Raw genomic sequence first — 12522 nt, forward strand, 5'->3', positions numbered from 1 at the left:
TTATTTGAGTTTCTTGATTCGCTCAGTTTGGCTGATCACGTCGGTCAGGCGGATACCGAACTTTTCGTTCACCACCACCACTTCGCCGTGGGCAATCAGGGTGCCGTTCACCATCACGTCCAGGGGCTCACCGGCCACCCGGTCCAGCTCCACCACGGAGCCCTGGTTCAGCTGCAGCAGGTTACGGATGCTGATGCTGCTGCGCCCCACCTCCATGGAGATGGTGACCGGGATGTCCAGGATGGAATCCAGTTTTTTGCGCTCATCATCGCTGATGCCGCTGCTGGGCTTTGGCTCATTGAAGTCCTCGAGCTCAACCTGCTGGACCGCATCATCCTGCTCTGCCAGGGCCGAGGCCCACTCATCCGCCAGGTCGTCCTGGTTAAACAGATCGTCGTCGTTACTCATCGCTTGAGCTCTCTTTCAGTTTTTCCAACATTGTATGGGCCATGTCATTGCCGCCGCCGCGCCCCTGCATCAACTGCAGCTCGGACTTAAAGCTCTCCGGCCGAGGAATGCGTTCGGTGATCTGAATCGCCTTGTGATCGCCGGCGCGCCCCAGGCGTCCGCGGAAGGTGGGCAGGTCCTCCACCCGGACCAACATCTCTTCCGGCATCTCCACCGGGATGACGTCGCCCACCTGCAACTCCATGATGTCATTCAGGGACATCTCGGTTTCCAGCAGGGTGCCGGAAAACTCCACAGGCACGTCCAGGATCTCCTCCTGCAGCGCCTTACCCCAGCGCTGATCGGTGTCCTGCTTGTCGGACTGCACACCGGCGTCCAGCAGTTCACGAATGGGCTCAATCATGGAGTACGGCAGGGTGATGTGGAAGTCCCCGCCACCGCCATCGAGCTCGATGTGGAAGGAGGAGACCACCACCACCTCGGTGGGGCTGACGATGTTGGCCATGGCCGGGTTCACCTCGGAGTCCAGATACTCGAACTCCACGTCCATCACCGGAGACCAGGCCTCTTTGTAATCTTCGAAAACGGTTTTCAGCAACAGCTGGATGATGCGTCTTTCGGTGGGGGTAAATTCGCGCCCCTCGATCTTGGCCTGGAAGCGGCCGTCGCCACCGAAGAAGTTGTCCACCAGGATGAAGACCAGACGGGCCTCCATGGTGATCAGTCCCGTCCCCTTAAGGGGGCGGAAACGCACCATATTCAGGCTGGTGGGCACGAACAGGGTGTGCACGTACTCGCCGAATTTGATCATCTGCACGCCGTTGATGGAGATCTCCGCAGAGCGCCGCATCAGGTTGAACAGGCTGATCCTCAGGTGACGGGCAAAGCGCTCATTCACCAGTTCCAGGGTGGGCATGCGCCCACGCACGATGCGGTCCTGAGAGGAGAAGTCATAGGTCTTGGCATCGGGACCGCCAGACTCCTCTATCTCATCTTCGACCTCATCTACCCCGTGCAACAGGGCATCGATTTCGTCTTGGCTAAGCAGATCGCTCATTCAGACTCTCTTATTGCATTACAAAGCCGGTAAACAGGACCCGTTCCACCACGGGCCTGCCGGTGATTCCCTGTAGGGTGGTCTGCACATTGATCAGTGCCTGGGTGCGCAGCTCCTCTTTACCCTCCCGGGTGGAGAGTTGCTTGGCATCGGCAGAGCTGAAGGTGGACAGCAAAGAGTCCTCAATCAGGGGAATGTGCTTCTTGGCAATCTCCTGGTCCGCATAGCCACGCACCTGGATCTGCACCTTGATCTGCACCAGGTAACTGCGCTTTTCGCCGGGAAGATTGAACAGGAATGGCCGCGGCATCCCCACATAGAGGGCATCCCCCTGGGTCAGCGGGGTGCTGATCTCCACCTGTTCGGCTCGCTCTTCACCGTCGTCGCTGAGGAACATTACTACCCCGGCAACGATGGCCGCCAACAGGATGCCGGCACCGGCAATGATGGCGATCATCATCCACTTGGGGCGCTTTTTCGGCTCGTTCACTTCCAGTTGCAGGGACTCTTCTTCTGCCATGTTGTCAGTCCGTCTTCTCTAAAACCTGTTCAGGGTAACATACCCCGAATTACGCGTAATAATCGATACCGCCATCGGCGTTGCGGCCGGTCATTTGCTGGACAGTGACCAGGGCCTCATCGCTGGCCTCGACCATGCCATCACCGCCCAGGGCCGAACCCTCGCCGGCGGCTTCCCCCTCCTGGGTACCGGCCTGACCACCGCCGCCGTGGCTTACCTGGGTGTCTGCCAGGGTAATCCCCTGCTGCGCCAGCATCTCACGGAGGCGAGGCAGGGCCTGCTCCACCATCTCCCGGGTCTGGGCCTGCTGGGTATGAAGCTGCACCTGAGCCTGGTCACCGTTCATCTGAATCTTGATCTGCAGGGCACCCAGCTCCGGCGGATCCAGACGAATCTCCGCCTGGTTGGTGCGGCTGTTGATCATCATCATCATCCGCTCACGCAGCTCAGGCGCCATCCGCTCTGCGGCGACCGGTTGTCTCATGGCCGCCTGTTGGGCTTCGGCCTGGGCTGGCCGGGCCGCCTCCGGGGTTCTGCCCTGCTGGAGGCGATGGCCAGGGTCCAGTTCCAACCCGTCGCCCTGCTCTGCGCTGGCCGCCACAGGCGCGGCTTCCTGCAGCTGGGCCTGAGGCTGCAGCGTCATCTCGGCGGTGGCCTGAGCACTGCGCAGGCCTGATTCCGCCTTGAGCTGAGCGCCCTGCAGGGCGCTCACCTCTTTGGCCAATTCCGGATCCAACTTCTCAGCCACCAGCTTCTGAGTGCCAGGGGCCTGAGCCATGGCAGCGGTGTCGCCCATGGCCTGACGGGATGCCGCATCCAGCTTCTGTGGCTGGGGCTCACCGTCGAGTTTGGTTTGGACCTCCCGGCTGCCTTGCAGCTGGGCCAGCAACTCACTGCCGGAGAGGGCCTTGGGTTCCTGGTTGGCGTCGCGCTTGGGAGAGGCCTTCCCCTCGCCAATCACGGTTGACTTAGGCGTCTCGCCGGCCTGAGTGGCCAGGGGCGCCGTCAGATCCTGTTTGGCAACTGCCTTAGGGCTGGTTGGGGCCTGGGTCCCCGCTTCGCCTTCAGCATCGGCTGCCTCACCCTCGCCTCCACTCTGGCTCAGCAGGGCAAAGGGGGATGTGTCGGCCTTTCCCTGGGAGGGCTGGCCCGCGGAGTGTGATTCGGCCGGTTTCTCCCCGCCACTGAGCCCAATGGGTGTCGGCGCGGCGGCCTTCTCCTCAGGAAGCCCTGCTTCAGCCTTAGGGTCGGTGAGCCGATCGCCGGCTCGTTTGCCGACAGCCGCAGTGGCGGCCTGTGCCCGGCTCTCCAGGCCCGGTTCAGAAGCGCCTCGTCTTGGCTTGGCGTCATCGGCAACAGCCAGGCCGGGTGCACCTAAGTTCGGCGAGTCGCCATCGGCAACGGGCCGCCCCTTGATGGGGTCAACCTTGTCCACCGGCGGCTGTTTCGGCGGCTCACCCTCGGTCACCTGTGTGACCTTGGCTGCCACCCGTTCGGTTTCCGCTGCGGTTGTCAGTGGGGTCTGCTCGGCGTCCCCGGCAACGGAAACGTCGACATCCTCAGCATTGCCGGAGGCAGATTGTTGCCGCCCCGCTTCTGCCTGAGTTGCCACCCTGGAGGAAACGTCGCCCTGCAGGTCGGCGGGTTCCGCTTCGGTGGTTTGGGGCACCCCAGGTGCGGCGTTGTGCGACGCCATGGCCGGCTCCACCCCATCCTCGACGCCGTCACCGTCCGGTCCCAGAGCGTCGCTTGTCCCCTCGTTCTGAACATCGCCTGAGCGTGGCGCCGTCGACGAATCGGCAAGGGCCTCTGCCTTGGCCGGTTCGGTGCTTTTCTCCGAACTCTCTGATAATGCGCCGGGCTCGCCCTCAATCGCCTGGGGCTTTGCCCCATTGCCCTGACTGGCTTCAGTCGCATCGGCCAGCGCCGCCTCGAAGCCGTCGTCGGACGCGCCCTTTGAAGCGGGGGCGGTGCTGAGCACCGAGGGGGTCTGAGTGACCTGCAGTCGAGCTTCCATAGGTCGTTACAACTCCTGGCTGACAATGGAACCGGCAGAGGCCGATGTCGGCTCTACGTTAATGCCAAGTTATGAGCAAGCTTCGTGCCACAACTTTGAAGCCCTCAGGCGTCCCCCCCAGCGGGTTATGGCTGGCGACGAAGAAACTGCTGCAGGGCGAACTCATCCAGCTCCACCTGCTCCCGTTTGTCTGCCCGGGCACGACGTCGGGCGTGCTCCTTGTCGATAAGCAGGGCCAGGGCCTTCTGCTTTTGCTGAATCTTCTGCCACTGCTGCTGAAACTGACCCACAGCCTGTTCGGCGGCCTGAATTTGCTGATGCTGCTGATCGACCGCCCCGTCGAGACGGGCCACAAAGTGGTAGTACTGCTGATAATGGTTGGCCGCCAATTTATCGCCGGTCTTCTCTGCCGCCTGACGCACGTAGTCCATGCGAAAGGCTTCCAGGCTCCTGAGCTGTTCCCTCAGGGCGTTGACCTGGGACTGGGCGCTGCGCAGCTGCAGTTGAGCCGCTTCCAGCTCCTTGTCCGCCAGTTCCAGTACCTTTGCCAGCTGCTTGGGATCGGCCACGGCTTACCCCTAGTACTTGCAGTTGGCAGCCAGTCGCGCCAGCTGCTCCAGACTTTCGGTGTAATTGGCCGGGCGCCGCATCTCCTGACGCAGGAAGGCGTTGAACGCGGGCTGCATGGCGATCGCCTTGTCCACCTTGGGATCCGAGCCCTGGGAGTAGGCCCCGATGGCAATCAAATCCTGATTCTGACGATAGGCGGACCAGAGCTGCTTGACCATCTGCGCGGCGGTCTGGTGCAACTGCTCGGTCACCATGGGCATCACCCGGCTGATGGAGGCTTCGATGTCGATGGCCGGGTAGTGGCCGCTCTCCGCCAACTGGCGCGACAGTACGATGTGACCGTCGAGGATCGCCCGGGAGGCATCCGCGATGGGATCCTGCTGGTCGTCCCCCTCGGTGAGTACGGTATAGAATGCGGTGATGCTGCCCTGGCCCGGGCCGCCGTTACCGGCTCGCTCCACCAGTTTGGGCAGCTTGGCGAACACCGACGGCGGATAGCCCTTGGTGGCCGGCGGCTCACCGATGGCCAGGGCGATCTCCCGCTGAGCCTGGGCATAACGGGTGAGGGAGTCCATCAGCAGCAGGGTGTTCTTGCCGCAATCACGGAAATACTCGGCGATGCGGGTCGCGGTTTCGCAGGCGCGCAGCCGCATCATCGGACTGTTGTCCGCCGGAGCGGCCACCACCACGGCGCGGGCGCGACCTTCGGGACCGAGGATCTCCTCGATGAACTCCTTCACCTCGCGGCCACGCTCCCCCACCAGGCCGACGACGATGACATCGGCGTTGGTGCCCCGGGTCATCATCCCCAGCAGCACGGATTTACCCACACCGGAACCGGCAAACAGGCCCATCCGCTGGCCCTGCCCCACGGTCAGCAGGGCATTGATGGCGCGAACGCCGGTGTCTATGGGCTGGCTGATGGCCCGACGGGCCATGGGGTTGAGCAGAGGCGCACTGTGGGCGGCGCGATGGCGGGTCTTTAAGGGACCCAAGCCATCGATGGGTTCACCATTGCCGTCGATCACCCTGCCCAGCAGGGCATCCCCCACCGCCAGTCCGCGCCGGCCGCCGATGGGAGTCACCCTGGCTCCGGGAAGCACGCCCTTCATCTCTTCGATGGGCATCAGATAGAGGAGCTGATCATCGAAGCCCACCACCTCGGCCAGGATCTCACCGGACAGGGTATCGATGGAACAGAGGGAGCCGACGGGTGCCCGGCAGCCCACGGCTTCCAGGGTCAGGCCCACCACCCGCAGCAGTTGACCCGACGCCACCGGCTTGTTGCTGGCCACATTGTGGTGCCAGGCCTTCAGGCGCTGGGTCAGACGCTGGCTACGCTGCTCCATGGCCCGGACTCTGCTGGGCTGGGGCAGCCTCGGGGTCAACAGGCTGAGTTGGGGCCTCGGCCTGTGCCGGTGGCTGCGCCGCGTCGCCAGGGGCGGGCGCGTCGGTCACCTCGGGTTGAGGGGGGACACTCTGGAACTGGGGGTAGGCAGGCTCGTCCACGGCGGGGCGAGGCTGATTGGTAAACTGATTGAAGATGGTCTCGATGCGCTCAGGCAGAGGCATGGCCACCTCGGAGCGCTGAGTCAGCACCTTGAGGCTGCCCCGGCCGAGGCTAGGCTCCAGCTCCAGCTGCCAGTGGCGGCGGGCAAGCTCTTCGTCGCCGTAGCTGTCGCGCACCAGTTGCAGATCCTCGGCACCCAGCTGAATGGTGACCGTCTGCTCCCGGCTGGGCAGGGCATCCACTGCCTGACGCAGGGCCAGCAGCAGCGGTTCGGGCTGGGTCTTCACTTCACAGCCAATCACCGCCCGGGCCAGATGCTGAGTCAGCTCCACCAGCTCCTGCTCCACTTGATTATCCACTGCCTGAAGGGGTTCCACCAGTTGGTTCAACAAGGCATCGAGCTGGGCCATCTGCGCCTGGATGCGGGCCCTGCCCTCCTCCAGGCCCTGCTCGAGGCCCTGCTCATAACCCTGGGTATGTCCCTCTTCCAGACCTTTTAGACGGCCCTCTTCCAGCCCCTTCTGGGTGCCCTGATTCAGGCCTTCCTCATACCCCTCCTGATGGGCGTCTTCCCGGAGGGATTCGATCTCTGCCAGGGTCGGAGGGGCGGGCGCCTCCTCCTCCTCGACCTGAGGTTCGGGTTCGCCGCTGGAGATGTTCAGTGCCAGGGGAGAGGGCCCGGTGACCACCTCCCCCACATCGGGAAGTTGCCACTGCTCCGCTTCGCTGGCCTCTAACTGGCCTGCCAGGCGGCGGTTGAATTTGACGCGGGTTTCCTGGCTCATGGATTAGAGGAACTCTTCGCCACCGGCGCCGCCCAGCATGATCTCGCCGGCATCGGCGAGGCGCCTGGCCACCGCCAGCACCTCTTTCTGAGCCGATTCCACTTCGGAGATACGTACCGGTCCCATCGCCTCGAGGTCGTCCCGCACCAGCTCGGCCTGACGCTTGGACATGTTGCCCAGGATCTTCTCCTTGAGCTGGTCGTCGGCCCCTTTGAGGGCACGAATCAGCACCTCCTGCTGCAGATCGCGCAGAATCACCTGCATCGCCCGGTCGTCCATGTCCGCCAGGTTCTCGAACACGAACATCAGATCCTGGATCTGCTGGCCCAGCTCTTCGTCGGAATCGCGGATCGACTCCATCAGCTGGCCTTCGATGCCGGTGTCCAGATAGTTCATGATGTTGGCCGCCGCCTTCAGGCCGCCCATCTTGGCCGCCTGTGCACCGGCCTGGCCGGCAAACTGCTTCTCCATGATGTCGTTCAGCTCCTGCAGGGCTGCAGGCTGCACCTCCTCCAGGTTGGCGATACGCAACATCAGGTCCAGGCGCACCCGCTCGGTGAACTGACTCATGATCTGAGCCGCCTGATCCGGTTCCAGATAGGAGAGCACAATGGTCTGAATCTGCGGGTGTTCGTTCTGAATGATGTTGGCCACCTGACGGGCGTCCATCCACTTGAGGGAGTCCAGACCGGTGGCGCCGTGGCCCATGACAATCTGGTCGATGAGGTTGCCCGCCTTGTCCTCACCCAGGGCCTGGGTCAGTGCCTTACGCACAAACTCCTGGCTGTTGAGGCCAATGGAGGAGAACTTCTTGATCTGCTCCAGAAACAGACGGTGGACCGCAGTCACCTTGTCCTGGCTGAAGTTGTTGATGCCCGCCATCACCATGCCCACCTTCTGGACATGCTTGGGCTCCAGATTCTTCAGAACCTGAGCGGCGTCGGACTCGGACAGGCTGAGAAGCAGAATGGCGGTCTTCTCAATCCCGTTCAGATTGTTGACATCAAAGTCGCCGGCCGGGGTCACCGCCCCGCCTGTGGTCTGTGGCAGATCAGGCATCTTCTTCCAACCAATGTTTAACTACCTGGGTCGACAGCTCGGGCTCGTTGGCCACCAGGGCACGGATGGCCCGCAGCATGTCGTCGTCTTTATGAAGATCCGGCAGCAGAATGGAGCCGTCTTCGGCATAGCTGTAGTCGCCTTCGGTCTGGGCCAGGACGCCCAGGGTATCGGCGGCGTACTGATCCTCGATCTCCGCCAGCTCATCACCAGGCTCCAGGGCCTTGGTCTTGTCGCCGTCGGGGTTGAGCAGGCGGTTGATCAGCGGACGCACCACCACCAGCAGCAGCACCACGATGATGATCAGGCCCCCCCCCATCTTCAGGCTACGCCAGAACCAGGGCTGCTCCCACATCGGCAATTCCGGCTCCTCCAGGGAGATCCCTTCGGCGAAGGGGATGGAGATCACCTCCACTAGGTCACCGCGCTGATTGTTAAAGCCGATGCTGCCCTCCAGCAGACGTTTCAGGCTGGCCAGCTCCTCGGCGGAGCGCGGCTGGGGCCGGGCGGGCTCGCCCTCGGCACCGGGCACCAGGGCATAATCCACCGCCAGGGACACGGTGACCCGGTTGACCACGCCCACCTGCTGGCGCACATGGCTGATGGTGGAGTCCAGCTCGTAGTTGCGAGTGGCCTCGGAACGGTTGCGACGGTTGCCCTGAACCAGGGACTCGTTGACGCCGGCGCCCGCTTCCTGGGGAATGGCCGATTCCATCGGAGGCTGGTTGGTCAGGGCACCGGGGATCCCCATGGAGCCCTGGCCATTCTGATTGTCGGTGACCACCATCTCGCTGCGCAGTGAGGGCAGGTCGGGATTGAAGCGTTTCGAGGTCTCCTCCACCGCGGAGAAGTCCATGGTGACGTCCACCTGGGCGGTGTAGTTGCCCAGCCCCAGAACCGGGATCAGGATGGAGTCGATTTTCTTCAGCATCGCCTGCTCTTGCTGGGATTCCACCTCCAGCTCGCGACGGGCCCGGCTGGAGACGGCGTCCTGGCTGCCGGAGTTCAGCAACCGGCCATGCTGATCGGTGACGGTCACCCGGCTGGGAGACAGGTTGTGCACCGCTGAGGCGACGATGTCGACGATGGCGTCCACTTCGGTCTGACGCAGTTCGGTGTTACGGGTCAACCCCACCACGACAGTGGCGGAGGGCTGGGCCTGCTGACGGGCAAAGACATTGGTCTTGGGCAGGGCCAGGATCACCCGGGCGCGGTTGACGCTGCGCAGCTCTTCGATGGCGCGGGCCAGGGTCTGCTCCTGGGTGTGTTTGAGGCGGGCACTCTCCAGGCGCTGACTGACCCCGAAGCCGCTTTCCTGATTGAGGAAATCCTCTTCGGTGTTGCTTTTCCCCTGCAGGCCGGCACGGGTCATCTGCAGGCGAATGTCGGCGTACATCTCTTCGGGCACGGAGATCACATTGCCCTCGACCCGATATTCGATCTTCTGCTGATCCAGGAAATCCAGGGTCTGAACCAGTTCTCCGGTGTCCATCTTGCCCAGGGGGCGATACTCGGGCTCCTGAGCCCAGAGGAAGATGAAGACCGCCATCAACAGGAACACCGTCAGCGCCAGGATCAACGATACCTGACGCAGGGTATCGGAATTACCCAGGGCCCCTAACGGACTGGCCTTGTTCTCCTCGACGGCACCGCTGCCCTCGCCGCCAATGGCGGGAAGGGGCGCGTCGTTACCGCCCAGGGCCAATTGTGTTGACTGATTCGCCTCTGCCACCGCTACACCTTAAGCCCGTTAGACGGGCATACTCATGATCTCTTTGTATGCTTCTACAATCTTGTTGCGCACCTGAATGGTGGCTTCGAAGGCGACGCCGGCCTTTTCCTTGGCGATCATCGTCTCCGACAGGGTGACACTGGTGTCGCCCAGTTCCATGCGGGTGGCCAGCTCAGACGCAGTCTGCTGCAGGCCATTGACGTGATTGATGGCGTCACCCAACAGGGACTCGAAGTCACCCGTCGGACCCGCAGTGGGCTTGAGGGCATTGGGGTCTGCCTCCAGCGACATCTGTTGCATCTCGCTGATGAGGGGATTAGAGCCGATCTCCATTGTGCGCTACTCCTGGTTACACCTGTTCATCAATCTGTCTACACGGCGGGGGGGGAAGTGTGCAGCCTTCAGGCCGGCAATTCAATCCCCATGTCCCGCATCTTGGCCAATTTGTACCTCAGGGTACGGGGACTTATCCCCAGCTGTTCGGCCACCGCCTTGCGACTGCCGCCATTTTGCTCAAGAGCATCCACAATAATCTGATGTTCCTGAAGTTTTAACTCATCACCCAGGCTGTCAGCCTTGGCCTCGACCTCGGGTTGAACCCTGGGTGCCACGCTGGGCATCTCCATGGTATCGATAAAGAGGTCGTTAGCCCCTATGCTGTCCCCGACACAGAGAATCAGGGCGCGCTGGACCACGTTTTCCAGCTCACGAACGTTGCCGGGCCAGTTGTGGGCCTCAAGCTTCGCCCTGGCGGCGTCATCCAGGCGGGGAACCACCCCCTTAGCCCCCAGGTGACGGCCCAGGAGATGCTCGGCCAGGGGCACGATGTCACCGGGACGCTGGCTCAGGGGCAGCCAGTTCAGGGGAAAGACATTCAACCTGTAATAGAGGTCCTCGCGGAAGCGCCCTTCGGCGACCGCCTGTTTGAGATCCCGGTTTGAGGTGGCCAGCACCCGCACATCCAACTGGATGGTCTTGCGGCTGCCCAGGCGCTCGACCTCTCGCTCCTGCAATACCCGCAGCAGCTTGGATTGGAGGCCGAGATCCATCTCGGTGATCTCATCCAGCAGTATGGTGCCACCCTGGGCCTGCTCAAACTTACCGGCACAGGCGGACACCGCACCGGTGAAGGCGCCCTTCTCATAACCGAACAGGGTGGCTTCCAGCATGTTCTCCGGAATGGCGGCGCAGTTGATCGCCACGAAGGGGGCGTCGGCTCTGGGGGAGCACTGATGCAGATAGCGGGCCAGTACCTCTTTGCCTGAGCCACTGGGGCCGGTGATCATCACCGAGGCATCGGACTGGGCAACCCGCTCGGCCAGGCCAAGCAGTTTGAGGCTGGCTTCATCGGCCACCACAGGCTGATGAACCTCGGCGGCCGGGGCCAGCAGGTAGCGCTCCACCTGATGCAGCAGCACCTCGGGGGCGAACGGCTTGGCCAGGTAGTCGTTGGCGCCGCAGCGCATGGCGTCTACGGCGGCATCGATGGTGCCGTAGGCGGTCATCAGCAGCACCGGCAGGTTCAGGTCCTTGGCACGAATCGCTTTGAGCAGGGCCAGCCCATCCATGCCGGCCATCTGAATATCGGAGATCACCATGGCGGGGCGCTGCTGACCCAATTGGATCAGGGCCTCGGCACCATCGCTGGCCTCCAGGCATTGGTAGCCACCCAATAGCAGGGTGTCCACCAGGGCTTCTCTGAGTCCCAGGTCATCTTCAACAACCAAGATGGTGGGTTTACTCATGCAGTCAGCTCCTCATGCTGTTCGACTCGGGGAAAGGTCAGGGTAAATTGGCTGCCCTGTCCGGGCAGGGAGGCCAGGCTGACGGTGCCGTCGTGGGCCCGGCAGATGGACTGGAGTACCGCCAACCCCAGGCCGGTGCCATTGGCCTTGGTGGTGAAAAAGGGGGTCATCGCCTGGCGCTGCTGCTCCGGGGTCATCCCCTTGCCATTGTCCGCCACCTGGATCACCACCCGGCCCTTGAGTTCGCTGGTGCTGATGCGCAAGGCGGTGGCTTCCGCTTCCAGGGCGTTATTCACCAGGTTCTGCAAGGCGCCCTGCAGGGCATTGGCGTTGGCCAGGATGCAGGCATCAACGTCCACCGCCAAGCTCAGGTCGGCATGACGCTGAGCCAGCACCGCCTCGCAGCTGCTCCTTAGCTCCTCCAGCAGGGCGGACACTGTCACCGGTTCGCTCTTGTGGGTATGGCCGCCACGGGCAAACAGCAGCAGATCGTTGACCCGCTGCTCCAGCTCACCCAGCCTGGCCATCAGCTTCTGCTGGAAGCGGCTGCGGCCGGCCTCGTCCAACTGGGGGCTGGAGAGGTTGGCCCCGTAGAGCAGCGCGGCAGAGAGGGGGGTGCGGATCTGGTGAGCCAGAGACGCCGCCATCTTGCCCAGAGCGGACAGGCGCTCCATATGGGAGACATTACGCTGCAGGGTGCGGGTTTCGGTGAGGTCGGTGAGCATCAGCAACTGGCCGGATTCCGGCGTCAGGGAGCGGGTGGTCAGGCTGACACGGCGACCGTTTTTCAGGGAAACTTCGTGACCGTCGTCGGCCCGGGGGGCAAACGCCGAGTCAATGATTTGACGCCAGGGCCGCCCTTCCAGCTCCATCCCCAGCAACTCCACCGCCGCCGGGTTGGCTTGCTCGATCACCCCCATGTCATTGAGCAGCAGAACGCCTGCGGGCAAACACTGCATCAGGTGGTGCAACCGGCTCTCCGCCTGATTCTCAGGTCTCTCGCGGGGCTCTGGGGTGATTTGGCTTAACGCCATGTAGTCGTCCTGTCAAAAATTCGTAAATGGTCACGCAACGCACAAAATGTGCAGGTTCCATGCCAGATATTGGTGGAGAGTGGCG

The 12522-nt window shown here is 62.9% G+C and carries 12 protein-coding genes; all 12 read right to left on the reverse strand.

Annotation, left to right across the window (positions count from 1 at the left end):
- The gene (fliN, locus tag G505_RS0114315; RefSeq protein ID WP_028110180.1) at positions 1–408 is read right to left on the reverse strand and encodes a flagellar motor switch protein FliN; all 408 of its coding nucleotides are present in this window, start codon (positions 406–408) and stop codon (positions 1–3) included.
- On the reverse strand, positions 401–1465 hold the full coding sequence (gene fliM / locus G505_RS0114320; RefSeq protein ID WP_028110181.1) for a flagellar motor switch protein FliM: 1065 nt from the start codon (positions 1463–1465) through the stop codon (positions 401–403). The genes fliN and fliM overlap by 8 nt, the downstream gene beginning before the upstream one ends.
- Before the next feature lie 10 nt (positions 1466–1475).
- Complete coding sequence (gene fliL, locus G505_RS0114325; RefSeq protein ID WP_028110182.1) at positions 1476–1985, reverse strand: flagellar basal body-associated protein FliL; 510 nt, start codon at positions 1983–1985, stop codon at positions 1476–1478.
- Between the two features lie 49 nt (positions 1986–2034).
- Positions 2035–4002, reverse strand: a complete 1968-nt coding sequence (locus G505_RS0114330) for a flagellar hook-length control protein FliK (protein ID WP_028110183.1) — start codon at positions 4000–4002, stop codon at positions 2035–2037.
- Positions 4003–4127: 125 nt separating this feature from the next.
- Positions 4128–4571 carry a flagellar export protein FliJ gene (fliJ, locus tag G505_RS0114335; protein WP_028110184.1) on the reverse strand — a complete coding sequence of 148 codons (444 nt, stop codon included), beginning with the start codon at positions 4569–4571 and terminating at the stop codon, positions 4128–4130.
- 9 nt (positions 4572–4580) lie between these two features.
- Positions 4581–5921, reverse strand: a complete 1341-nt coding sequence (gene fliI / locus G505_RS0114340; protein ID WP_028110185.1) for a flagellar protein export ATPase FliI — start codon at positions 5919–5921, stop codon at positions 4581–4583.
- Positions 5908–6867: a flagellar assembly protein FliH gene (gene fliH, locus G505_RS21650; protein WP_051216258.1), complete on the reverse strand. Its 960-nt coding sequence runs from the start codon at positions 6865–6867 to the stop codon at positions 5908–5910. The genes fliI and fliH overlap by 14 nt, the downstream gene beginning before the upstream one ends.
- 3 nt (positions 6868–6870) lie before the next feature.
- A complete protein-coding gene (gene fliG / locus G505_RS0114350) occupies positions 6871–7926 on the reverse strand; it encodes a flagellar motor switch protein FliG (RefSeq protein WP_051216262.1) in 1056 nt (351 codons plus the stop codon).
- Positions 7919–9658 (reverse strand): flagellar basal-body MS-ring/collar protein FliF, encoded by a 1740-nt coding sequence (fliF, locus tag G505_RS0114355; RefSeq protein ID WP_084644007.1) that lies wholly within the window; start codon positions 9656–9658, stop codon positions 7919–7921. Before fliF ends, fliG begins: the two co-directional genes overlap by 8 nt.
- Before the next feature lie 18 nt (positions 9659–9676).
- Positions 9677–9991, reverse strand: a complete 315-nt coding sequence (gene fliE, locus G505_RS0114360) for a flagellar hook-basal body complex protein FliE (protein ID WP_028110188.1) — start codon at positions 9989–9991, stop codon at positions 9677–9679.
- Positions 9992–10059: 68 nt separating this feature from the next.
- Complete coding sequence (locus G505_RS0114365) at positions 10060–11403, reverse strand: sigma-54-dependent transcriptional regulator (protein ID WP_028110189.1); 1344 nt, start codon at positions 11401–11403, stop codon at positions 10060–10062.
- Positions 11400–12437: a sensor histidine kinase gene (locus tag G505_RS0114370; protein WP_157509223.1), complete on the reverse strand. Its 1038-nt coding sequence runs from the start codon at positions 12435–12437 to the stop codon at positions 11400–11402. The genes G505_RS0114365 and G505_RS0114370 overlap by 4 nt, the downstream gene beginning before the upstream one ends.
- Between the last annotated feature and the right edge of the window lie 85 nt (positions 12438–12522).

Origin of the sequence: Ferrimonas futtsuensis DSM 18154 (assembly GCF_000422645.1) — a bacterium.
In the GTDB taxonomy this organism is placed as follows: Bacteria; Pseudomonadota; Gammaproteobacteria; order Enterobacterales; family Shewanellaceae; genus Ferrimonas; species Ferrimonas futtsuensis.